At 69.4% G+C, this 21,628-nt stretch carries 20 protein-coding genes; 11 read left to right on the plus strand and 9 right to left on the minus strand.

What is annotated here, in order from left to right; translation table 11 throughout:
* Genes EKM57_RS15005 through EKM57_RS15015 form a run of 3 tightly spaced genes read left to right on the plus strand, consistent with a single transcriptional unit; the run spans window position 1 to window position 2,686 of the window.
* Window positions 1–1,239, plus strand: a complete 1,239-nt coding sequence (locus EKM57_RS15005) for an aspartate kinase (protein WP_129793335.1) — start codon at window positions 1–3, stop codon at window positions 1,237–1,239.
* Window positions 1,236–2,303, plus strand: a complete 1,068-nt coding sequence (locus EKM57_RS15010) for an NAD(P)H-dependent flavin oxidoreductase (protein ID WP_371414152.1) — start codon at window positions 1,236–1,238, stop codon at window positions 2,301–2,303. Before EKM57_RS15005 ends, EKM57_RS15010 begins: the two co-directional genes overlap by 4 nt.
* The gene (locus EKM57_RS15015) at window positions 2,300–2,686 is read left to right on the plus strand and encodes a putative quinol monooxygenase (protein WP_206185453.1); all 387 of its coding nucleotides are present in this window, start codon (window positions 2,300–2,302) and stop codon (window positions 2,684–2,686) included. Before EKM57_RS15010 ends, EKM57_RS15015 begins: the two co-directional genes overlap by 4 nt.
* A 63-nt stretch (window positions 2,687–2,749) precedes the next feature.
* Here EKM57_RS15015 and EKM57_RS15020 read toward each other — a convergent pair whose 3' ends face one another.
* The gene (locus EKM57_RS15020; protein WP_129793336.1) at window positions 2,750–3,046 is read right to left on the minus strand and encodes a hypothetical protein; all 297 of its coding nucleotides are present in this window, start codon (window positions 3,044–3,046) and stop codon (window positions 2,750–2,752) included.
* Between the two features lie 104 nt (window positions 3,047–3,150).
* Here EKM57_RS15020 and ptsP point away from each other — a divergent pair, with 104 nt between their 5' ends.
* From ptsP to tilS, 4 genes are all read left to right on the plus strand, one after another.
* A complete protein-coding gene (gene ptsP / locus EKM57_RS15025; RefSeq protein WP_129793337.1) occupies window positions 3,151–5,424 on the plus strand; it encodes a phosphoenolpyruvate--protein phosphotransferase in 2,274 nt (757 codons plus the stop codon).
* Between the two features lie 101 nt (window positions 5,425–5,525).
* Window positions 5,526–6,350: a helix-turn-helix domain-containing protein gene (locus tag EKM57_RS15030; protein WP_129793338.1), complete on the plus strand. Its 825-nt coding sequence runs from the start codon at window positions 5,526–5,528 to the stop codon at window positions 6,348–6,350.
* Window positions 6,351–6,441: 91 nt separating this feature from the next.
* On the plus strand, window positions 6,442–7,332 hold the full coding sequence (locus EKM57_RS15035) for a YbgF trimerization domain-containing protein (RefSeq protein ID WP_129793339.1): 891 nt from the start codon (window positions 6,442–6,444) through the stop codon (window positions 7,330–7,332).
* Between the two features lie 115 nt (window positions 7,333–7,447).
* Entirely contained in the window at window positions 7,448–8,305 is an 858-nt protein-coding gene (tilS, locus tag EKM57_RS15040) for a tRNA lysidine(34) synthetase TilS (protein WP_243451066.1), read from the plus strand.
* Window positions 8,306–8,388: 83 nt separating this feature from the next.
* Here the strand turns inward: tilS and pdeM are convergent, their stop codons facing one another.
* The 6 genes from pdeM to EKM57_RS15065 all read right to left on the minus strand — a co-directional run bounded on the left by pdeM (window position 8,389) and on the right by EKM57_RS15065 (window position 14,008).
* On the minus strand, window positions 8,389–9,069 hold the full coding sequence (gene pdeM / locus EKM57_RS15045) for a ligase-associated DNA damage response endonuclease PdeM (RefSeq protein ID WP_129793341.1): 681 nt from the start codon (window positions 9,067–9,069) through the stop codon (window positions 8,389–8,391).
* Between the two features lie 39 nt (window positions 9,070–9,108).
* Window positions 9,109–9,273 carry a hypothetical protein gene (locus EKM57_RS21945; RefSeq protein WP_165357477.1) on the minus strand — a complete coding sequence of 55 codons (165 nt, stop codon included), beginning with the start codon at window positions 9,271–9,273 and terminating at the stop codon, window positions 9,109–9,111.
* A gap of 197 nt (window positions 9,274–9,470) precedes the next feature.
* Complete coding sequence (locus EKM57_RS15050; RefSeq protein WP_305849912.1) at window positions 9,471–9,974, minus strand: Hsp20 family protein; 504 nt, start codon at window positions 9,972–9,974, stop codon at window positions 9,471–9,473.
* Between the two features lie 179 nt (window positions 9,975–10,153).
* Entirely contained in the window at window positions 10,154–12,289 is a 2,136-nt protein-coding gene (locus EKM57_RS15055; protein WP_165357478.1) for a PAS domain-containing sensor histidine kinase, read from the minus strand.
* 157 nt (window positions 12,290–12,446) lie between these two features.
* Window positions 12,447–13,652, minus strand: a complete 1,206-nt coding sequence (locus tag EKM57_RS15060) for a dipeptidase (protein WP_129793343.1) — start codon at window positions 13,650–13,652, stop codon at window positions 12,447–12,449.
* Between the two features lie 128 nt (window positions 13,653–13,780).
* Complete coding sequence (locus EKM57_RS15065) at window positions 13,781–14,008, minus strand: hypothetical protein (RefSeq protein WP_206185454.1); 228 nt, start codon at window positions 14,006–14,008, stop codon at window positions 13,781–13,783.
* Between the two features lie 77 nt (window positions 14,009–14,085).
* On the opposite strand from EKM57_RS15065, the gene EKM57_RS15070 reads away from it, so the two are divergent.
* The 3 genes from EKM57_RS15070 to EKM57_RS15080 all read left to right on the plus strand — a co-directional run bounded on the left by EKM57_RS15070 (window position 14,086) and on the right by EKM57_RS15080 (window position 18,070).
* Window positions 14,086–15,099: a polyprenyl synthetase family protein gene (locus tag EKM57_RS15070; RefSeq protein WP_129793345.1), complete on the plus strand. Its 1,014-nt coding sequence runs from the start codon at window positions 14,086–14,088 to the stop codon at window positions 15,097–15,099.
* A 27-nt stretch (window positions 15,100–15,126) separates the two neighbouring features.
* The gene (gene hrpB / locus EKM57_RS15075) at window positions 15,127–17,601 is read left to right on the plus strand and encodes an ATP-dependent helicase HrpB (protein WP_129793346.1); all 2,475 of its coding nucleotides are present in this window, start codon (window positions 15,127–15,129) and stop codon (window positions 17,599–17,601) included.
* Window positions 17,602–17,680: 79 nt separating this feature from the next.
* Window positions 17,681–18,070: a hypothetical protein gene (locus EKM57_RS15080; protein ID WP_206185455.1), complete on the plus strand. Its 390-nt coding sequence runs from the start codon at window positions 17,681–17,683 to the stop codon at window positions 18,068–18,070.
* Here EKM57_RS15080 and EKM57_RS15085 read toward each other — a convergent pair.
* A complete protein-coding gene (locus EKM57_RS15085) occupies window positions 18,067–18,627 on the minus strand; it encodes a TetR/AcrR family transcriptional regulator (RefSeq protein ID WP_206185456.1) in 561 nt (186 codons plus the stop codon). The genes EKM57_RS15080 and EKM57_RS15085 overlap by 4 nt on opposite strands.
* A 130-nt stretch (window positions 18,628–18,757) precedes the next feature.
* Between EKM57_RS15085 and EKM57_RS15090 the strand changes: the two genes are divergently transcribed.
* The gene (locus EKM57_RS15090) at window positions 18,758–19,105 is read left to right on the plus strand and encodes a hypothetical protein (RefSeq protein WP_129793348.1); all 348 of its coding nucleotides are present in this window, start codon (window positions 18,758–18,760) and stop codon (window positions 19,103–19,105) included.
* Between the two features lie 124 nt (window positions 19,106–19,229).
* Here the strand turns inward: EKM57_RS15090 and EKM57_RS15095 are convergent, their stop codons facing one another.
* Window positions 19,230–21,572: a bifunctional diguanylate cyclase/phosphodiesterase gene (locus EKM57_RS15095; protein WP_129793349.1), complete on the minus strand. Its 2,343-nt coding sequence runs from the start codon at window positions 21,570–21,572 to the stop codon at window positions 19,230–19,232.
* Between the last annotated feature and the right edge of the window lie 56 nt (window positions 21,573–21,628).

Genomic DNA, 21,628 nt, shown 5'->3' on the forward strand with positions numbered 1-21,628 from the left:
ATGGCGCGGATCGTGATGAAGTTCGGCGGCACCTCGATGGCGGGCATCGAGCGAATCCGCCATGTCTCCGCTCTGGTGAAGCGCGAGGCGGAGCGCGGCAACCAGGTAGCGGTGGTCGTATCCGCGATGGCGGGCGAGACCGACCGGCTGGTGCAGCTCTGCCGCGAGGCGGCCTCGCTCTACGATCCGCGTGAATATGACGTGGTGGTGGCGAGCGGCGAGCAGGTCACCAGCGGTCTGCTCGCGATCACGCTCCAGGGCATGGGCGTCAACGCCCGCTCCTATATGGGCTGGCAGCTGCCGATCCGCGCCAGCGGCCATGCCGCCGCCCTGATCGACCATATCGACGCCGCCGTGCTCGAGCGGGTGTTCCAGACCGGCGGGATCGCGGTCATTCCCGGGTTCCAGGGCGTGACCGCCGAGGGCGACCTGGCGACGCTGGGCCGCGGCGGTTCCGACACCTCCGCGGTGGCGCTCGCGGCGGCGATGAAGGCCGACCGCTGCGACATCTATACCGACGTGGACGGGGTCTACACGACCGATCCCAGGATCGTGCCGCGGGCGCGCAAGCTCGACCTGATCACCTATGAGGAGATGCTGGAGCTGGCGAGCGTCGGCGCCAAGGTGCTGCAGACGCGCTCGGTCGGCCTGGCCATGCGAACCAACATGCCGCTTCAGGTGCTCTCCTCGTTCGAGGACCGGCCGGGCACCCTGATCGTCGGCGACGAAGCGATCGAGGACAGGGAAATGGAAAGAAACGTCATCACCGGCATCGCCCATGACAAGAATGAGGCGATGGTTACCCTGACCGGCCTGCCCGACCGGGCCGGGACGGTCGCCGAGATCTTCTCGCCGCTGGCCGAGGCGAGCATCAATGTCGACATGATCGTCCAGGCCTCGCCGCGCCGCGATGCGGAGAGCACGCTCACCTTCACCGTTCCGCGCGCCTCGCTGGCCCACAGCGTCGCCGAGCTGGAGAAGGTGAAGGAGAAGATCGGCTTCGCCGACATCGTCACCGACACCAATGTCGTGAAGATCAGCGCCGTCGGCGTCGGCATGCGCTCCAATGCGGGCATCGCCGCCCAGATGTTCCGGACGCTGGCGGGGCGCGGGATCAACATCCTCGCCATCACGACGTCGGAGATCAAGGTGTCGGTCCTGATCCCCGAGGAATATACCGAACTGGCGGTGCGCGTCCTGCACACCGCCTACGGGCTGGACGCGGAGGATGCGGCATGACCAGCGAAGTCGCGCTCGAGGCGGAGGCGGTGAAGTCGGACGGCGTCGGGCTCGACCGGCTGAAGCGGCTGATGCGGCGCGGCACCGACTTCCTGGGCTGCGAATATTCCGTCCTGGGCGGCGCGATGAGCTGGATCTCGGAGCGCAATCTCGTGTCCGCCATCTCCAATGCCGGCGGCTTCGGCGTGATCGCCTGCGGCGCGATGATGCCCGACATGCTCGATGCGGAGATCGCCGAGACGCGCAAACGGACCGACCGGCCGTTCGGGGTGAACCTCATCACCATGCATCCCGCCCTGTCCGAGCTGATCGACATATGCGCCAAGCATGAGGTGAGCCATGTCGTGCTCGCCGGCGGGCTCCCGCCGGCCGGCGCGATCGAGCGGATCAAGGGTCGGGGCGCGAAGCTCATCTGCTTCGCCCCGGCACTGGCCCTGGCGAAGAAGCTGGTGCGATCGGGCGTCGACGCACTGGTCATAGAGGGGATGGAGGCGGGCGGCCATATCGGGCCGGTTTCGACGTCGGTGCTCGCCCAGGAGATATTGCCGCCGCTGTCGGCCGACGTGCCGATCTTCGTCGCGGGCGGGATCGGCCATGGCGGGCTGATCGCCGGCTATCTGGAAATGGGCGCGGTCGGGGTCCAGCTCGGCACCCGCTTCGTCTGCGCGCACGAATGCATCGCCCATCCCGATTTCAAGAAGGCGTTCATCCGCGCATCGGCTCGCGACGCCGTCACCTCGGTCCAGATCGACCCGCGCCTGCCGGTCATCCCGGTGCGGGCGCTGAAGAATCGCGAGATGGAATCGTTCGCGCGCAAGCAGCGCGAGGTCGCCGAGCTGCTCGACCGCGGCGAGGTGGAGATGGCCGAGGCCCAGCTCCAGATCGAGCAATATTGGGCGGGCGCGCTTCGCCGCGCGGTGATCGACGGCGACGTCGAGACCGGATCGGTGATGGCCGGCCAGTCGGTCGGCATGGTCAAGCAGGAGCAGACGGTGGCCGAGATCATGGGCCAGCTGGTCGACGAAGCGGCCCACGCGCTCGAGAGGCGGTCGGGACACGCATGATCGCGCTCGGGCGCAGGGCCTTCGTCGCCGGCGCGGCCGGGTTGGTCGCGCTGCCGGCTTCTGCGGTCCCCGGACAGGCCGGACAGGCGATGCACGGGCTCATCGGCAAGATGCGCGCGGCCGCCGGCCGGCGCGACGCGCTGATCGCGATCCTGCTCGAAGGTACCGAGGCGATGCCGGGTTGCCTTTCCTACGTGGTCGCGAAGGATCCGGCCGACGCGGATGCGATCTGGATCACCGAGGTGTGGGACAGCCGCGAGAGCCACCGGGCCTCGCTCCAGCTGCCGCAGGTGCGCGACGCCATCGCCCGCGCCCGTCCGCTCATCGCCGGCTTCGACAGCTCGGTCGAGACCGAGCCGATCGGCGGCATGGGGATCGGCTGAAGCGGGTCGGGCGCCGCTCGGGGCGCAGGCGGCTGCCGGAACAGCCGAGAAACCGGAGTCCCGTCAGCGCCGGCTTACATCCGCCGGGGCGCCGCCGATCCCGTCGCGCAGAACCGCCGGGACCGGGCAGCCATCCACCACGCGGTGCACCGCAAGCTCGAGGCGGCCGGGCGGGAGCTCGATCAGCCGGCGCGGTCGACTGCGGACGACCCAGCCCTCGTCGGCGTAGCGCGGGGCGAGGTTCGGGCAGGCCGGAGCGGCGTCGGTGGCGGCGGCAGGCGCCTCGCGCGGCGGGAAGTTCGCGGCCGGCGACGCCGTGACAACGGACAAAGCGGCGGCGGAAAGGATCATGGCGAACATGGCACCCTCCTGAACCGCCATCCTAGCAGAAATAGCCTCGTTCCGCACCCTTCCGGCCGCCGTCGGGATTTGGAAGCGGACCGGCCTTATGATAGCGCCGGTACATGCCGACCACGTCCACCACGTCCGCCCGGGAGATATTGACCGGCCTCCACGACGTGATGGCATCCAAGGCCAGCGCGCAGGCCAAGCTCAACAAGGTGGTCAAGATCATCGCCGAGGCGATGGCGAGCGAGGTCTGCTCCATCTATCTGCTTCGCGACGGCGTGCTCGAACTGTTCGCGACGGTGGGCCTCAACCAGAAAGCGGTCCACGTCACCAAGCTGGCGCTCGGGGAGGGGCTGGTCGGGTCGATCGCCAAGGACGTCGCCGTCCTGAACCTCGCCGAAGCCGCCAGCCATCCCGAATTCGCCTATCGCCCGGAGACAGGCGAGGAGGTGTTCCACAGCTTCGCCGGCGTTCCGATCGTGCGCAAGGAACGGGCCATCGGCGTGCTCGCCGTCCAGCATGCCGAGCCGCGCGCTTATGACGAGATCGAGATAGAGGCGCTGCAGACGGTGGCGATGGTGCTGTCCGAGCTGATCGCCAATGCCGGACTCGCCGACCGCGCCGCCAGCGCGGCGACCGAGAGCCGCGGGTCCGGCACCGCCCGGATCGCCGGCCAGAAGCTGGTGGTCGGCATGGCCAAGGGCCATGCCGTCTATCACCAGCCGCGCGTCCTCATCGAGCATACGGTCGCCGAGGATATCGAGGCCGAGCGGCACCGCGTCTATGCCGCCTTCGCGCGGATGCGCGAGCAGATCGACACGATGATGGGCCATGCCGAGTTCGGCACCGTCGGCGAGCATCAGGAGGTGCTCGAGACGTACAAGATGTTCGCTTATGACGAGGGCTGGTCGCGCCGGATCAACGAGTCGATCGACAGCGGCCTTACCGCCGAGGCGGCGATCGAGCGGGTTCGCCAGCGGATGCAGACGCGGATGCGGCAGATCGACGATCCGTTGCTGCAGGAGCGGATGCACGATCTCGACGACCTGTCGAACCGGCTTTTGCGCATCGTCTCCGGCCAGCTCGGCACCGCGGCGCAGGCCGGCCTGCCGCAGGATGCGATCCTGATCGCGCGCAACCTGGGACCGGCCGAACTGCTCGAATATGACCGGCGCAAGCTCAAGGGCGTGATCCTGGAGGAAGGATCGCTGACCGCCCACGTCACCATCGTTGCCCGCGCCATGGGCGTGCCGATGATCGGGCGCGCCCGGAACGTGCGCCGGCAGATCCAAGAGGGCGACCTCGTCCTGCTCGACGGCGGCGAGGGCGCCGCCTTCGCCCGACCGACGCCGGCGGTGCAGGAGGCGTTCGAGACCAAGCTCGCCGCCAGCCAGAAGAGGCGGGCCGAATATGCGGCGGTCAAGGACCTGCCGCCGATCACCCGCGACGGGACGCGGATCGCGGTGATGGTCAATGCCGGCCTTCGCGACGACGTCGCGGCGCTCGGGCTGACGGGGGCGGACGGGATCGGGCTGTTCCGCACCGAATTCCAGTTCCTGGTCTCGGCGACGCTGCCGCGGCGGGAAAGCCAGCAGCGGCTCTATCGCGCCGTGCTCGAAGCCGCCGGGGACAAGCCGGTCATCTTCCGCACCGTCGACGTGGGCGGCGACAAGCAGCTCCCCTATCTCCACGCCAGCGGCAATGGCGAGGAGAATCCGGCGCTCGGCTGGCGCGCTCTGCGGCTCGCGCTCGACCGCGACACGCTGATGAAGGCCCAGGCCCGCGCCCTGCTGGAGGCCGCCGCCGGCCGGAACCTGGACATCATGTTTCCGATGGTGTCCGAGCCGTGGGAGTTCGACCAGGCCAAAACGCTGGTCGAGGAGCAGCGCGCCTGGCTCGCCGGCCGGAAGAAGAGGCTGCCGACGCGCGTCCGCTACGGTGCGATGCTGGAGGTTCCGGCGCTCGCCGAGATGCTCGACCTGCTGCTCCCGCGGATCGACTTCATGTCGATCGGCACCAACGATCTCACCCAGTTCCTGTTCGCGGCCGACCGTTCCAATCCGCTGCTCGCCGAGCGCTACGACTGGCTTTCGCCGGCGATCCTGCGCTTCCTCAGGCGAGTGGTGCGCGCCGCCGACGCCGCGAACGTGCCGGTGGGCGTGTGCGGGGAGATGGGCGGTCGTACGCTGGAAGCGATGGCCCTGGTCGGGATCGGCGTCCGGCGCCTTTCGATCACCCCCGCCGGCGTCGGGCCGGTGAAGGCGATGATCCGTTCGCTCGACGGCGGGGCGGCCACGGCGCTGCTCGACCGGCTGCTCGACAAGCCGCCGCCGGACATGCGCGCGGCGCTCGCCGCCTGGGCGGAGAAGAACAAGGTCGCCATGGCCTGAGCGGCGGTGCGGCCGTGCCGGCGCAGGCGCCGGTTGACAACCGCCTCCCCTTCCGATGATGGCGGCAAGGGAGGCGAGGCGCAGGGAAACGGGATTAGCTGATGGCGGAGCAGGAATATGAGACTCAATTCCAGACCGCGTCGATCGGCGAGCGGCTGAAGAAGGCGCGCGAGGCCAAGGGGCTCGCCTTGGAGGACGTCGCGAGCCAGACGCGCATCCCGATCCGGCATCTGCAGCATATCGAGAACGAAGAGTGGGACGCGCTTCCCGCCGTCACCTATTGCGTCGGCTTCGTGCGCTCCTACGGGAATGCCGTCGGCCTGGACGGCGCCGAACTCGGTCGCGAGCTGCGCGACAAATTGGGCGGGCTGCGCTCGCGCGCGCCGGTGGCCGAATATTACGAGCCCGCCGATCCCGCGCGGGTGCCGCCACTTTCGCTGGCCCTGATCGCCGCCGCTCTGCTCGTCGTGCTGATCATCGGCTATCTGGTCTGGCGCAGTTCGCTCGACGCGCAGGACCAGCCGGCCGCAACCGTCACCCTGCCGCCCGCCGAGGCGCCGGCGGCGGCCGGATCCGCCGGTCCCGCGCCGGCGGCGCAGCCCCAGACGCTCGCCGGACAGCCGGTGACCCTCGCCGCGACCGAAGAGGTCTGGGTCCGGATCGAGGACCAGGCGGAAGGCGGGACGCTCTTCCAGGGAATCATGGCGCCGGGCCAGCGCTACGCGATCCCGCCGGCTGCGCAGCAGCCGGTGATCCGCACCGCACGGCCGCAGGTCCTTCGCGTATTGATCGGCGATCGCGACATCGGTCCGCTCGAGCCGGTCGAGCGCACCGTCGCCGACGTCAGCTTGAGGCCCGAGGCGCTCGCCGCACGGCTCCAGCAGGCCGCGCCGCCGGCCACGGCGGCACCGGTCCCGCCGCAATAGCCGAAAGGTTCCGAATTCGAGCCGCTTAAGGGTGGCGACAGGAACGATCGTCCAATAATGTCACCCGCGAAAATGCCATTGGGGGAGAGTGATGCGTAGCCTTCTGATCGGACTGGTCCTTCTCGCCGGCGCGTCGTCGCCGGCGCTCGCACAGCGGGCCGATCCGGTCGAGCGACGGGTCGACCGGCTCGAGCAGGAGATGCGCGCGGTCCAGCGCCGCGTCTTTCCGAACGGCCGTGCCCAGTTCGTCGAGCCCGAGATCGTTCCCGAGACCGGCGCCCCGGCGCGTCCCAACCTGTCGGGCGATGCCATGTCGAGCCTCTCCGCCAGGGTCGACGCGCTCGAGACGCAGTTGCGCACCCTGACCGGGCAGGTCGAGGAGCAGGGCTATCGCACCCGGCAGCTGGAGGAGCAGATCGCGCGGCTTCGCACCGATCTCGAGGGTCGGATGGACCGGATCGAGCAGTCCAGCCGCCCGGCCGCGGGCGCGCTGACCGCGCCGCCGCTGTCGTCGGGCACGGAGCCCGCCGAGGAAGAAGCCACTGGCGAGGACCCCGCCGATGCCGCCCCCGCGGGCACGCCCCCCGCTGCGGCCGCGGACGATGCGGAAGCCGCCTATAATGCCGGCTTCCGCCTCTGGGATTCCGGCCAGTTCGCCCAGGCGCAGGAATCGCTCGGCGCCGCGGCGGAGCGCTTCCCGGACAGCCCCTGGGCGAGCTGGATGCGCAACCTGCAGGGCCGCGCCTTTCTGGACGACGGAAAGCCCGCCAGCGCGGCACGCATCTTCCTCGCCAACTATCAGGACAATCCGCGCGGCGCCCGCGCGGCCGACAGTCTCTTTTTCCTCGGCCAGGCGCTGACCCGGCTCAACCGCAAGCCCGAGGCATGCCGCGTCTATGGCGAGCTCGAGCAGGTCTACCCAAACATGCGCGACTTCCTTCGCCAGCGCCTGCCGCAGGCGCGCGCCGACGCGGAGTGCTAGGACGGACAGCGGCCCCAAAGCGGCTGCGGGCGGTCCCACCGCCGAGCAGGTCGAGCGGTTTCGCGCCGATCTGGAGACGCTGACCGGAAGCCCGGCCGGCCGGATCGGGATTGCCGTGTCGGGCGGAGCGGACAGCCTGGCCCTGCTCCTCCTTGCCGCACGGGCGGCGCCCGCCACGGTCCTGGCCGCGACCGTCGATCATGGCCTTCGCGCCGAAGCCGCGGCCGAAGCCGATTTCGTCGCCGCCCTGTGCGCCCGGATCGGCATCGGCCATCGCATCCTGCGTCCCGCCGAACCGATAACCGGCAGCGTGCAGGCGGCGGCGCGGCGGGCTCGCTATGCCCTGCTCGAGACCTGGCGCCAGGAATGCGGGCTGGACTGGATCCTTACCGCCCATCATGCCGACGACCAGGCCGAGACCTTGCTCATGCGGCTCAACCGCGGCGCCGGGGTGGCGGGACTCAGCGGCGTGCGGGCCGTCAACGGACGGGTTGCGCGGCCGCTGCTCGGATGGCGCCGCGCCGAGCTGGCGGCGATCGTTCGCACCGCCGGGGTCGCGCCGGTCGCCGATCCGACCAATGTCGACGAAAGATTCGACCGAGCCCGGACCCGCCGGCACATCGGCGATGCCGGCTGGATCGACCCGCCGGCGCTCGCGCGAAGCGCTTCCGCGCTGGCCGAGGCCGATGCGGCGCTGGACTGGACCGTCGAGCGGCTGGTCGAGGCACGTGCCGGCGGCGACACGGCCGAAGCGCGGCTCGACGTCACGGGGGTGCCTGGCGAGCTTCGCCGCCGCCTGCTTCTCGCGATGCTGAGGCGGATCGCACCCGGGGCCGAGCCGCGCGGCGACGAGCTTTCGCGCCTGCTGGAGACGCTCGATCGCGGCGGCACGGCGACTCTCGCCGGAGTCAAATGCCGGGGCGGCCCGGAATGGCGGTTCGAGCCGGCGCCGCCGCGGCGCTCCAAGGGATGAGCTCCCCTGCAAGGCCGCCTGTCCGAAGCGCCGGCCCAAGCAATATTTCGCCACGACGATGATCGGGGCGGCTCGGGCGCCGCTTATGCGGAATGCAGCTCGGCCGAGCGGATCGGAAAGCGAAGCAGGCGGTCGGCGACGGGGACGAGCGCTTCGGCGCGGCCACCGACGGCGCGGGCGATTTCGGGATGTTCGGCGTCGAGCCCGCCGGTCAATGCGCCGAAGGCCGGCAGGATGAGCTTGGTCCGGGTGGCGATGAAGCAGCGTCGCGAAACCAGACGACCGCGATGGCTCACCCTCAGCTTCGGATGAAAATGGCCGGAAAGCTCCGGCCGCGGGTCGGCAGGATCCGCCTCGTGGCGCAGCACGAGCCCGTCCAGCTCCGCCTCCGCGACGATCTCGCCGCCGCAATCGTCGGCAAATCCCGGATCGTGATTGCCGACGATCCAGGTCCAGCGAAGGGTGCCGGTGAGCGCGGTCAGCATCGCGCGCGCCCGCACCGGCAGGCGATCGCAGCCCTGCGCGTCATGGAAACTGTCGCCAAGGCACCAGATCTCCTCGGCGCCCGTCGCCGCCGCGAGCTCCGTCAGGTCCGACAGGGTCGCCTGAGAATCATAGGGCGGGAGCATCTGTCCCAGACGGGCAAACCAGCTCGCTTTCTCGAGGTGGAGATCGGCGACGAGAAGGGCGCGGCGCGCCGGCCAGAACAAGGCGCCCTGAGGCAGCGCCGCCAGCTCGCGGCCGCAGAACGAAAAGCGAACCATGCCCTCGCCTATACAGGCGGAGGCAAGCCGTTCAAGCGGTCAGCGGACGATCTCGGCCGATGGAAGGAGCGAATCGGCCCGATCGGGCGATCCAGCCGAGGCCTGCAGCGAGTCGGCATGAGTCATGAAGAACAGGATGCCGCCGAGCACGAAGCCCTGGCCGACCAGCATGAACGGATTTTGCAGCTTCTTCCAATAGTTCATGACTGGCCTCAAGGATCCAAAATTTGGGTGCCCGCAGCGCGCAGCGGCGCGCGAGAGCGGGCCCGTTACACAGCCGAAAGCATCATTTCAACGACTTTCCGACCTTGCACGAAGCCGCTTAAACCAGCCCTGAACGACCGGTTCACCCGTCCGTCATGCGCCAAGCGCCCGCAGGCGCGGGCCGCCAAGGGGCCCGATCAGGCCGTCTGGCCCTGCTCGACCCGCGCCCCATCGCTTTCGGCGGCGGCCGGTTCGGACCGGAGCGCTTCGGCCTCGCCGCTGCCGATATCGATCTTCCGCGGCTTCATCGCCTCCGGGATCTCGCGGACCAGATCGATCGACAGCAGACCGTCGCGAAGCTCGGCGCCGGTCACCCGCACGAAATCGGCCAGCTCGAAACGCCGCTCGAACGCGCGGGTGGCGATGCCGACGTGCAGGAAGTTGCCGTCGCGATTGCGGCTCTCGGAACGGCGGCCGGAGATCACCAGCATGTTCTGCTGCGCCGTGATGTCGAGATCGTCGCGCTTGAAACCGGCGACGGCGAGGGTGATCCGGTAGGAATCGTCGCTCAGCTTCTCGATGTCGAAGGGCGGGTAATTGTCCTGCTCCGCGCGGCTGGAATTTTCGAGATAGTCGAACAGCCTGTCGAAGCCGACGGTGGAGCGGCGGTAGGGGGAGAAATCGAGCCCTCTCATGTTCATGTCCTCCTTGGTCAGAGCAACATCGAACGGGACCCGCCCTGGTCCGCCTCTTCGGTCGAGATCGGCCCAGCTGGATCGGCGGAGCGGGCACGGGCCCCGCGCAAACGGCCGGAAACCGTCACCGCATTTCCGGTCCGGACGCGATCTAGGAAAGGACGCCCGCGGTTCAAGAGCCGCCATCAGGCGGCTGCCGGCGTTCCCCGGGTCAGCGCCTTTGCGACCAGCTCGGCGAGGTCCTCGACACCGAACGGCTTTCGCAGGATCGGGACGTCGGCGCCGAGCGCTCCTTCCAGCTGCTCGCTTTCCGCATAGCCGGTGACGAAGATGATCGGCAGGTGCGGACGACTGCGCCGGATCGCGCAGGCGAGCTCGGCGCCATTCATGTTGGGCATCGCGAAATCGATCAGCGCGAGGTCCGGCGGCGATTGGTCGACGGCGGCGAGCGCATCTTCCGGTCGATCGAAGGTTTCGACCCGGTGACCGGCCTCTCCGAGCAGCTCGGCGAGGAAGGCGCGGACGTCGGCATCGTCGTCGACCACCATGATCCGCGCCGCCGGACCGGCGGCGGCGATGCGCGCCTTGCCGGCCGCAACCGCGGCGGCGCCGGGCGCTTCCGGCACGACGTGGGGAAGCAGCACGCGCACGGTCGTCCCCTCGCCTTCCCGGCTGTCGATGCGCAGCGTCCCGCCGGCCTGGCGGGCGATGCCGTACACCTGAGCGAGGCCGAGGCCGGTGCCCTTGCCGAGCGGCTTGGTGGAGAAGAAGGGTTCGGTGGCGCGGGCGGCGACCTCGGGCGGCATGCCGGTGCCGTTGTCGGCGACCGTGATGCAGACATAGTCGCCGGCTTCGAGCTCGGGATCGCCCGACTCGCGTACCACCGCAGTGGCGATGGTCAGCCGGCCCCCGTCGGGCATCGCGTCGCGCGCGTTGATGGCCAGATTGAGGATGGCATTTTCGAGCTGATTCTCGTCGCATAGCGCATGGACGGAGTCCCGGCACAGGTCCGTTTCGATGGAGACGTCGGCCCCGATCGTGTGGATGAGCATCTGGCGCAGATTGTCGATCACCAGATTGATCGCGACGGGAGCGATGCGGATCCGCTGGAGGCGCGAGAAAGCGAGCAGCTGGGTGGTCAACTTCGCCCCGCGGCGCCCGGAATCGAGCGCGGCTTCGGCGATCCGTTTCAGCCGTACGTCCTCTATGCTCCGGGCAAGCACCTCGAGGCCGCCGATCACCGGGGTGAGCAGGTTGTTGAAATCGTGGGCGATGCCGCCGGTCAGCCGGCCCACGGCCTCCATCTTCTGCGCCTGGCGCAGCGCCTCTTCGGCACGCTCGCGCTCGGCGACTTCGTCGCGCAGCCGGTCGAGCGCGGCGGTGAGGTCGGCGGTGCGCTCCTCGACGCGGCGCTCCAGCGTCTCGGCGATATTGCGCAACGCCGCTTCCGCCACCTTGGAATCGGTGATGTCGTGGGCGACGCCGATAAAGCCGATATGTTCGCCCCCTGCCCCCCAGCGCGGTTGGGAGATGGACCGCACCCAGCGCCATTCGCCGTCATGCCGGCGATAGCGCGCCTCCAGCGCGAACGGCTGCCGGCTCGCCTCGCCGGCGATCGACTCGGCAACGATCCGGTCATGGTCGTCGGGATGGAGGACGGTCCGCCAATCGAAGTCCACCGCTTCCTCGTAGCTGATGCCGAGGAAGTCGACATAAGCGCGATTGACGAAGCTGCGGCGGCGGTCGAGCTTGGTCACCCACATCAAGGCGGGGGCGGAATCGGCAATGAGCCGGAACCTTTCCTCGCTCTCGCGCAGCCTTTCCTCGGTGCGGGCGTCGCTGCCGACCGCTGTCACCACACCGAACATGCCCAATATCCGGCCCCGGCCGTCGCGGATCGGATTGTAGCAGGCCGTCAGCCAGGCGGTCTCCTCACGCCCGCCGCGGCGAAGAGGCCGCGGCGCCGCCTCCATGTAGACCGTCCCGCCGGCAAGCACCCTTTCACAGTTCGGCCCGGCCACTTCGTCCCATATGTCCGACCAGATTTCGCGCATCGGCCGGCCTTGGGCGGGGCGGCGGTCGCCAAGGATCTCGCCATAGCTGTCATTGTGGACCATCAGCAGGTCCGGGCCCCAGGCCACCAGCATCGGAATATTGGAGCCGAGCGCGATGCCGGCGGCCGTCTTCAGTGCGTCGGGCCATGTCTCCCGCGGTCCGAGCGGCGTGGCCGCCCAGTCCTGCGCCTCGGCGGCCGAACCGGTCTCCGGCAGTGGCCAGCAAACGGACTCGGCATTCGCGGCGGGCGGCCGGTCAGACTGCATCGACGCCGTCTCCATCAAACGCCCCCCACCCCGAGCGGCAAGGTAGCAGCTTGTGAAACCGGCGAAAGCCCCCGCCGCGGTTACTGGCGGCCAGCTTCATCTCGCCGGCGCGCCTCGTGCGGCGAGGGGCGCTCGCCGTGCCGAAGAAAGTCGGCCTTCAGGAAGCCGGACGCTCGGCCGCGCCCTGGACCTGGCGGAGCACCCGCAGGAGGTTGCCGCCCATGATCTTGGCGATATCGGCATCGCTGAGACCTTCGCGGCGAAGCCTGGCGGTGATGCGCGGCAGCCGGCTGACATCCTCCATTCCGATCACGCCGCCGCCGCCGTCCCAGTCGGCGCCGAGGCCGACATGATCGACTCCCATCACGGCGACGGCATGCAGCAGGCTCCGCATGAACAGGTCGAAGTCGGCGCTCGTATAGGGTCGCTGGGCATCGAGGGCCGCCCGGTCGCGCAGCAGCCGGCGCCGTTCGTCGGCGTCCAGCTCCGCCCAATTCCCGTGCCGGTCGTTGATCGCATCGCGCTCGGGCGAGGTGTCGTAGGGCGAAAGGAAGATGCTGTTGATGAACATCACTCCGCCCGCCTCGGCCAGCCGCCGCATTCGTCCATCGTCGAGATTGCGGGGGTGATCGAAGATCGCCTTGGGCCCGGAATGGGAGAGGACGATCGGGACCCGGCTGAGCTCCAGCATGTCGTCCAGCGCGGCGTCGGACGAATGGCTGCCATCGATCACCAGTCCGAGCCGGTTCATTTCCGCGACCCATTGCTCGCCGAGCGGGGACAGACCGTTCCAGCGCGCCTCGCCGGTCGTGCTGTCGGCGAGCTGGTTTGTGCGGCTGTGCACCGGTCCGGCCATCCGGAGCCCGAGCCTGCGGAAGGTGGAGAGGAGGCTGAGATCCTCGCCCAGCGGCCAGCCATTCTCCATGCTGATGAAGGCGATGCGCCGTCCCTCCCGGTGCAGCCGCTCGGCATCGTCGGCGGTCAGGGCCAGTCCCATCCGGTCGTCATTCTCCGCGATGACCCGGTGGATCGCCACCGCCCGTGCCAGGGCCGCGTCGCGGGCTTCGCGATACCCTTCAGGCGTCAGGTCGCCCTGCGGCGTGTATATGACCATGAAGCCGCCATCGAGGCCGCCTTGCTCCATCCGTGGAAGGTCGACCTGGCTCAGATCCCACTCGTAACGGTGCAGGGCGCCGAAATCCCATTCGCCGTCGTCCCAGCGTGCCGGAATGTCGAGATGGGTATCCAGCACCAGCATCTGCTCGTGCGCCAGGCGGTCCCCGGCGGTGACGTCGGCGTCCGTCTGTGCCGCGGCGGGAACGGCAAGGACGAGCGGCAAGGCAAGGAAGGCGAGAAGGCGCATAAGGGGGTCCCCCGGAAAAGCCGCCATTGAAGCCGCCGTCCGGCGGCCGGTCAAGCCGCCCCTCCACCATTCTCGCTGGAGCCGTCACGCGGAATCCGGTTTCCCGTCACCGGGAGGCGGGCAATTGTCTAAACCGAGGAGTCGATCTCCCGGCGGAGCGCTTCGGCGGAGCGGGACAGGGCCTGGTCCATCATCTCGGCCTTGAGCTCGGCGACGCTGCCCAGCCGGGTCGAGCAATCGTTGCAAAGCAGAAGCCCATCGTCGGAAGCGTCCGACGGAAGGCTGTAATTGGCGCTGCCGCAGGTGCCGCAGTGGATTTCGACCGACACGTCCATGACCATATCCGTTCGTTGCACCTCCACAACGGCGCCGCCCGTCTTTCGATCCTGCGGCCCCTTGCCTTTGAACGCGGTCGCGCGCACATCGCCCGCGCATGACCGCGTCGCTCCACACGATCGGGCCCGCCCCCGCCGCCAGCCTGGACCCGATGATCCAGTTGGTCGCCGCCGATCTCAATCATGTCAATGCGGTCATCCTGGACCGGATGCAGAGCGAGGTCGCCCTGATTCCGGAGCTTGCCGGCCATCTCATTGCCGGCGGCGGCAAACGCATGCGGCCGATGCTGACCCTGGCCTGCGCCCGGCTGCTCGACTATCCCGGCATGCGCCACCACAAGCTCGCCGCGGCGGTCGAGTTCATCCACACCGCCACCTTGCTCCATGACGATGTGGTTGACGGATCGGGGCTGCGGCGCGGGCGGCGCACCGCCAACATCATCTGGGGCAATCCGGCCAGCGTCTTGGTCGGCGACTTCCTGTTCGCCCGCGCCTTCGAGCTGATGGTCGAGGACGGCAGCCTGAAGGTTCTGCGCATCCTGTCGCGCGCGTCCAGCGTCATCGCGGAGGGAGAGGTCAACCAGCTCACGGCGCAGCGGCGGGTCGAGACCAGCGAGGACCGCTATCTCGACATCATCAGCGCCAAGACGGCCGCCTTGTTCGCCGCTGCGTGCCGGATCGCGGCGGTCGTCGCCGAGCGCGAGGAGTCGGTCGAGATTCATCTGGACACCTACGGCCGAAATCTCGGCATCGCCTTCCAGCTTATCGACGATGCGATCGACTATGCGTCGGATGCCGCGACGATGGGAAAGGGAGTCGGCGACGATTTCCGCGACGGCAAGGTCACCTTGCCGGTCATCCTCGCTTATGCGCGGGGCAATGATGACGAACGCGACTTCTGGCGCCAAGCGATGGCGGGGGCGCGGGCCGAGGATTCCGATCTCGATTACGCCACCGGCCTGCTGCGCCGCTCCGGGGCCCTCGACGACACGCTCGAGCGGGCGCGCCATTACGGCCAGCGCGCGATCGACGCGCTCGGCCCCTTTCCGGCAGGGAGCGCCAAGTCGGCTCTGATCGAAGCGGTCGAGTTCGCCATTGCGAGGGCTTATTAGAATCCGGACTCATGGCTGGAGGCGGCTGTGAGTGCGGACCCCACCCTCCCGATCGACAGCGTCCTACCGGACCTGCTCGACACGCTACGCGGCCGTTCCAACGCCGTCCTTGTCGCCCCGCCCGGAGCCGGCAAGACCACCGCCGTCGCCCCCGCTCTGCTGGGCGAGCCCTGGTGCGGCGGAGAGATATTGCTGCTTTCGCCGCGCCGCCTGGCGGCCCGCGCTGCGGCCGAGCGGATGGCCGAAACGGCCGGAGAGAAGGTCGGCGGGAGGATCGGCTATGCCACCCGCCTCGACACCCGGCGGTCGGCCGCGACCCGGATCCTCGTCCTCACCGAAGGCATCTTCCTCAAGCGCATCCAGGCCGACCCTGAGCTGGCGGGCGTTTCGGCGGTGCTCTTCGACGAAGTGCACGAGCGCAGCCTCGACAGCGATTTCGCGCTGGCGCTGGCGCTCGATGCGCAGGCGGCGCTTCGGCCCGATCTGAGGCTCCTCGCCATGTCAGCGACGCTCGACGGGGCCCGTTTCTCCGCGCTGCTGGGCGATGCACCGGTGATCGAGAGCCGCGGGCGCAGCTACGACGTGGACATCGTCCATCTCGGCCGCTCGGCAGAGAGAAGGATCGAGGAGGAGGTCGCCGCCGCCTGCCGTCGGGCCATCGGCGAAGCGGAAGGGAACCTGCTCGCCTTCCTTCCGGGCGTGGCCGAGATCGAGCGCGTCGCCGAGCGGCTCGAACCGCTGCCCCGCGGAATCGATCTGCACCGCCTCCATGGCAGCCTCGACCCCGCCGCGCAGCGCGCGGCGGTCGCCGCGTCGACGCCTGGACGGCGAAAGCTCGTCCTCGCCACCTCGATCGCCGAGACCAGCCTGACCCTCGACGGGGTTCGCATCGTCGTCGATTCGGGGCTTGCGCGGCGGCCGCGCTACGATCGGGCCGCCGGCCTCACCCGACTGGTCACGGAACGCGCAAGCCAGGCGGCGGTAGTTCAGCGGGCGGGTCGGGCCGGCCGGCAGGCGCCAGGCCGCGTCTATCGCTTGTGGGAGGAAGCGGCCACCCAGAGCCTGCCGCGCTTCGATCCGCCCGAGATCATCGAGGCCGATCTGTCGCCGCTCCTGCTCGACTGCGCGATCTGGGGCGTCGCCGATCCGCGACAGCTCCGCTGGCTCGATCCTCCGCCCGCCGCCGCGGTCGAGGAGGCAGGCAAGCGGCTGCGGGCGCTCGGCGCGATCGGCGAGGACGGTCGTCCTACCCCCCATGGACGGCTGGTCGCGGCGCTGCCGCTGCCGCCTCGGCTCGCCCACATGCTGATCGAGGCCGATGCGCGCGGTTGGGGCGATACGGCGGCCGAGGCGGCGGTGCTCGTTTCCGAGCGGGGCCTCGGTGGCAACGACCCGGACCTGGAGGTGCGGCTGCGCCGCTGGCACGCGGATCGCGGTGCCCGCGCCCAGGCGGCACGCGGGCTGGCCAGGCGTTGGCTCGGCCTGTTTCCCTCCGCCCGCGGCGGCAGAGGTCCGCTCGGCGCCTGCCTCGCGCTCGCCTTTCCGGACCGCGTATCGAAGCGGCGCGGCGTGCAGGCTGCCGCCGGGGCAGGCGGCGCCGACTGGATCAGCGTCGGTGGCCGCGGTTTTCGCCTGGACCCGGCTTCGTCCCTCGCCCGCGAGGAATGGCTGGCGGTCGCCGAGGTGAGCGGATCGGCCTCGGGCGCCCGGATCCTGGCCGCCGCCCCGATCGCGCTCTCGGATGTGGAGTCCCTGTTCGCCGGGCGGATCCGCGCTGCCGCCGAGGTGACGTTCGACCCGGCCACCGGCGCCGCCCGTGCCTCCCACGGGCGAAGGCTCGGCGCGATCCAGCTTTCCGGCGGCCGCGACAGCCGGGCGGAGCCGGCGGCGATCGAATCTGCCCTCCTCGCCGGGGTGCGGGAGCATGGTCTGGGCCTTCTCCCCTGGAGCGAAGCGGCGACGGGGCTGCGCGAACGGACCGCTTATGCGCGAAGGTTCGATCCCGCCGTCGCCGACTTGTCCGACGAAGCTCTGGCGGACGGCCTGGACGATTGGCTGCCGCCCTTGCTCGCCGGCGCGCGCGCCCTTCGCGACGTGGACCCGCAGGCGCTGACCGGCGCACTGGAGGGTCGGCTCGGCTGGGACGGCCGCAAGGCCGTCGATCGGCTCGCCCCGGCCTGGTTCGAGAGCCCGGCCGGCAGCCGGCATCCGATCGACTATGCGGCCGAAGCCGGTCCGACCGTGACGGTGAGGGTTCAGGCGCTGTTCGGGCTCGACCGGCATCCAACCATCGCCGGCGGGCGGGTACCGCTCGTTCTCGCGCTTACGTCCCCGGCGGGGCGCCCGGTCCAGACGACACGCGACCTGCCCGGCTTCTGGCGCGGCAGCTGGTCGGCGGTCGCCCGGGAGATGCGCGGCCGCTATCCGAAGCATCCATGGCCGGACGATCCCACGTCGGCCGACCCGACCCTGAGGACGAAGAAGGCGACGGCGCGGCGATGATAGGATCCCGGCGCGCAAGGCGCCGTTCAGGAAGGCCGGGCCAAAGCCGCTCGAAGGCCGGCCGGGAAGGGAATGCAACATGATCAAGCCGCTGCGGGGCCTTGCCGCCGCCCTGGCCGGCGCCGCCGCATGCCTTTCCGTTCCGGCCGCCGGCCAACCGCCGGAGCGCGAAGTCAGCATCATCGTCTATGGCGACGATCCCTGTCCGGTCGCCGAGGATCCGGAGGAGATCGTCGTGTGCGCCCGCCAGCCGGACGAGGAGCGCTACCGCATTCCCGAGCCGCTGCGGCGCGGCGAGGAGCTTTCCGAACGGTCCTGGTCCAATCAGGCGGCCGAGCTCGAGGATGCGCAGCGGGACAGCCGGCCGAACAGCTGCTCGGTGGTCGGAAGCTTCGGCCAGACCGGATGCACCCAGCAGATGCTGCGCCAATGGCATGACGAGCGGCGCAATCGCCGGCCCGACCCCTAAGAGGCTTGGCGCCCGCCGAGCTGCCACACGACGTCGAGTGTCCGGTCCGCGAGCGTGCGGAGCTCGTCCGCCGAATAGCCCGCGCGGGCGCGGGCGGAGAGATCGTAATGATTGGCCGCGACGATCATGGCGAGCGCCGAAGCGTCGGCGGCCTGCGACAGCTCGCCCGTGGCGATCGCCTGCCTGAACCGGCTCGCCAGCGCCGAATCGAGTTCCTCCATCGCCGAGCGCACCTTGGCGGTGATCTCCTCGTCCCCGCCGGCTTCGGGAACGGCCGTCGTCATCATGAAGCAGCCCCTTCCGCCTCTGGAGAAGAGCTCGATCGCCCGCAGCGCGAGCGCGTCCAGACTGTCGGCGAGCTTCGGCTTCAGCAAGGCGGCGCCGAACAGGATCCGGGCCTCCGCGATGTAGCGGTCCAGCGCCTCGAGATAGAGGCTCCTCTTGTCCCCGAACGCGCCGTAGAGGCTCGGCTTGTGCAGCCCCGTGGCCGCGGCGAGCTGGTCCACCGTGGTGCCGGCATAGCCATGCTTCCAGAAGACGTCGCGGACGCCCTCCATGACCCTGTCGGGATCGAAGCCACGCGGCCGCCCCCGCGCCGGGCTTTTTTGTACCATCCGTTAAATAACCCTCGACATGCCCATTTATGTACTATACCGTATGGTACATAAATAGCAGATGGAGGTTCAGATGACCAGTCTCCCGCGTTCGACACCGTTCGGAGCCGCCGTCTCGGCCCTGATCGCCTCGGCATTCCTCCTGCCGTCCGCGGCGCCTGCCGCGTCCGCCGATCCGGCCGAGCGCGCCCTCGCCGCCTGCCGGGCCGAACTGACCGGGCGTTTCGCCGAAGGCGAGATCCGGGACTATCGGGTGGCTTCCATCACCGGCAACTCCCGCCGCACCCGAATCACGTTCATCGTCAACGCCGATCGGCGCTACCAGGTCGAGTGTGCGGCCGGACGCGACGGCAGCGCCGAGCTGGCCGGGTTCGACCCGCCGCGTTCCGAAGACCGGCAGATGGCGGCCGGGCAGCGTTGACCGGCCTGCCCCGCGGCAAGACCGGCGGGGGCTTAGCTCGCGAGACCTTTGCTGCCGACCGGCCCGATCGCGTCGGAGGCTGGGGCGCATCTGACCGGCGGCGGCGTGATCGGCCGCCCGCCGGTCACGCGATGAGCCGCTGCTGGATGCCGTGCACCAGTTCGCTGGCGCGGTCGAATTCCATCGGGCGCCCGAACAGATAGCCCTGGATCTGGTGGCAGCCGAGGTCGCGCATCCGGGTGAACTCGTCGGCCGTCTCGACGCCTTCGGCGGTCACCGTCATGCGGAAGCTCTTCGCCAGCTGCACGATCGACTGGATGATCGCGACGGTCTCACGATTGTCGGTCGCCTCGCGCACGAAGCTGCCGTCGATCTTCAGCTTGTGGAATACCGCCTTGTTCAGGTAGCCGAGCGAGGAATAGCCGGTTCCGAAATCATCCAGAGCGATCCCGACGCCGAGCGCGCGCAATCGCTTCAGCACGTCGAGCGCGTTGGCCGAATCGCCCATGAACACCGATTCGGTGACCTCAAGCTCGAGCCGGTTGGGCTGCAGCCGGTGCCGACGGATCGACTCGTTCACCGTGTTTGGAAGCGCGGGGAAGATGAGCTGCTTGGCCGAGATGTTGACCGCGACGGTGATGTTCTCGGGCCAGCAGGAAGCCGCGCGGCACGCCTCGTCGACGACCCATTCGCCAAGTTCGAGGATCAGGCCCGATTCCTCGGCCAGCGTGATGAACTGGTTGGGCGGGACGATGCCGCGGGTGGGATGATGCCAGCGGATCAACGCCTCGAAGCCCATCAGGCTCTGGTCGGCGGCGCTGATCAGTGGCTGATAGAGCAAGCGGAACTGTCCGGTCCGAATCCCGGCCTTGAGATCCTGCTCGAGCTTCAGCCGGTCCTCCGCCTCGTTCTGCATGTCGGCATTGAAGAAGCAGCAGGTGCCGCGGCCCTTGGCCTTTGCCTGATAGAGCGCGAGATCGGCCTTCTGGATGAGATCGTCGACGCTCTGTCCGTCCATCGGCCCGAAGGCGCAGCCGATCGACACGCCGATGCGGATCTCGGCCTTGTCGATATGGTAGGGCTCGGCAATTGCGGCGATGACGCGCTCGGCGAGCGTCTCCACCATTCGGCGGCTCTGCGCGTCCTTGATCACGATCGCGAATTCGTCGCCCCCCATCCGGCCGACATGGCCGAAGGCCCCGACTTCCCTGACCAGCCGCTGCGAAACGCTCTTCAGCACCGCGTCGCCCTTGGGGTGGCCGAACGTGTCGTTGACCGGCTTGAACCCGTCCAGGTCGAGGAACATGATCGCGCAAGGCGTGTCGCCGCCCGACGAATCGGACAGCGCCTCGCCGAGCAGCTGACGGACCCGGCCACGATTGGGCAGACCGGAGAGAACGTCCATATTAGCGAGATTGGTGAGCCGCTCCTGCGTCTTCCTCACCTCGGTAATGTCCTGGCCGACCCCGCGAAAGCCCTGGAACTGGCCAGTGACGTCGATGATCGGATCGCCCGCAAGGCTGATCCAGCGCGTGCCGCGGCGGGTCTTCAGCTCCATCTCGAGATTGGAGAAGGGCTGGCGCGCCAGCAAGGTGCGGCCGAGCGCGCTGGTGCCGCCGAGCGCCGCCGGGAGCGAATGGCCGATCAGCTGGGTGGTCGAGCGGCCGAGCAATGCGGTCATGCGCGACGAGATGTAGACGACGCGATTCTCGGCATCGACCTGCCACAGCCAGCCGACGCCGCGATGCTCATATTCCTTGAGCAGCAGGCGAATCGACTCGGCGTGTGTCGTGATCCGGGCGATCGCCTTGAGCTGGCCGAAGGTCCAGCGGGTGAGCGACGTGACGCTGAAGGCACCCGCACCGGCAACGAGCAGAATGGTGAGCCCGACTCTCGGATCGAGCGTGCCGGCGCCGAGATAGTAGGCGACGCACAGCGAAGCTGTGAGAGTGGCGATCCAGGCGATCGCCGCCGCCGGAATTGCGGCGAGCGCGACTGCGGCGGCGATCATGGCCGCCATCGCTCCACCGATGACGACCTGAACCATAGGCGGCTGGGTGGCAAAGGCGTAGGTGGGAAGCGCGCTCCACAGCAAAGCGAGAAGAACCGCCTCGGCCACGGCAGCGCCCGACGACCCGGCACGAGCCGTACGGCTGGCGCCGAGCGCCGCCGCGTCGATGGCCCGGCGGCATACCGCCCAGTTGGCGAAGGCGACGAGAGAGACCCAACCCACGACCAGCTCGAGCCGGACCGGACCGATCATCGCCCAGGCGGTGATCAAGGCGGCCAGGACAGCCGTGACGCCAAAGAAGGGCGCGAAGAGCGCGCGCGCTTCGACCTGCCGATTATGGAGGTGGGCCTCCCGAAGCCGCTCGCTCGAGGGATCCAGAGCGAGCGTGTCCACGCCCCCATCTGCCGGGTCTTCTCGCGTCGGGTCGGCTTCCGGGGAAACGGGGGGGTAATGCATTGAGATCCAAACCGGTCGGGATGCGGTGTCCCCTCCTACCGGCAGAGGTTTGATGG

It is taken from the genome of Sphingosinicella sp. CPCC 101087 (assembly GCF_004151485.1).
In the GTDB taxonomy this organism is placed as follows: Bacteria; Pseudomonadota; Alphaproteobacteria; order Sphingomonadales; family Sphingomonadaceae; genus Allosphingosinicella.

Excerpts from the sequence above, each read along its gene's own strand:
- EKM57_RS15055 (WP_165357478.1), bottom strand. The coding sequence starts at position 12,289 with ATGCAGTCTGACCGGCCGCCCGCCGCGAATGCCGAGTCCGTTTGCTGG.
- EKM57_RS15005 (WP_129793335.1), top strand. The coding sequence starts at position 1 with ATGGCGCGGATCGTGATGAAGTTCGGCGGCACCTCGATGGCGGGCATC.
- ptsP (WP_129793337.1), top strand. The coding sequence starts at position 3,151 with ATGCCGACCACGTCCACCACGTCCGCCCGGGAGATATTGACCGGCCTC.
- EKM57_RS15020 (WP_129793336.1), bottom strand. The coding sequence starts at position 3,046 with ATGTTCGCCATGATCCTTTCCGCCGCCGCTTTGTCCGTTGTCACGGCG.
- EKM57_RS15080 (WP_206185455.1), top strand. The coding sequence starts at position 17,681 with ATGATCAAGCCGCTGCGGGGCCTTGCCGCCGCCCTGGCCGGCGCCGCC.
- EKM57_RS15060 (WP_129793343.1), bottom strand. The coding sequence starts at position 13,652 with ATGCGCCTTCTCGCCTTCCTTGCCTTGCCGCTCGTCCTTGCCGTTCCC.
- EKM57_RS15035 (WP_129793339.1), top strand. The coding sequence starts at position 6,442 with ATGCGTAGCCTTCTGATCGGACTGGTCCTTCTCGCCGGCGCGTCGTCG.
- EKM57_RS21945 (WP_165357477.1), bottom strand. The coding sequence starts at position 9,273 with ATGAACTATTGGAAGAAGCTGCAAAATCCGTTCATGCTGGTCGGCCAG.
- pdeM (WP_129793341.1), bottom strand. The coding sequence starts at position 9,069 with ATGGTTCGCTTTTCGTTCTGCGGCCGCGAGCTGGCGGCGCTGCCTCAG.
- EKM57_RS15070 (WP_129793345.1), top strand. The coding sequence starts at position 14,086 with ATGACCGCGTCGCTCCACACGATCGGGCCCGCCCCCGCCGCCAGCCTG.
- EKM57_RS15015 (WP_206185453.1), top strand. The coding sequence starts at position 2,300 with ATGATCGCGCTCGGGCGCAGGGCCTTCGTCGCCGGCGCGGCCGGGTTG.
- EKM57_RS15085 (WP_206185456.1), bottom strand. The coding sequence starts at position 18,627 with ATGGAGGGCGTCCGCGACGTCTTCTGGAAGCATGGCTATGCCGGCACC.
- EKM57_RS15050 (WP_305849912.1), bottom strand. The coding sequence starts at position 9,974 with ATGAACATGAGAGGGCTCGATTTCTCCCCCTACCGCCGCTCCACCGTC.
- EKM57_RS15010 (WP_371414152.1), top strand. The coding sequence starts at position 1,236 with ATGACCAGCGAAGTCGCGCTCGAGGCGGAGGCGGTGAAGTCGGACGGC.
- EKM57_RS15095 (WP_129793349.1), bottom strand. The coding sequence starts at position 21,572 with ATGCATTACCCCCCCGTTTCCCCGGAAGCCGACCCGACGCGAGAAGAC.
- EKM57_RS15090 (WP_129793348.1), top strand. The coding sequence starts at position 18,758 with ATGACCAGTCTCCCGCGTTCGACACCGTTCGGAGCCGCCGTCTCGGCC.
- EKM57_RS15030 (WP_129793338.1), top strand. The coding sequence starts at position 5,526 with ATGGCGGAGCAGGAATATGAGACTCAATTCCAGACCGCGTCGATCGGC.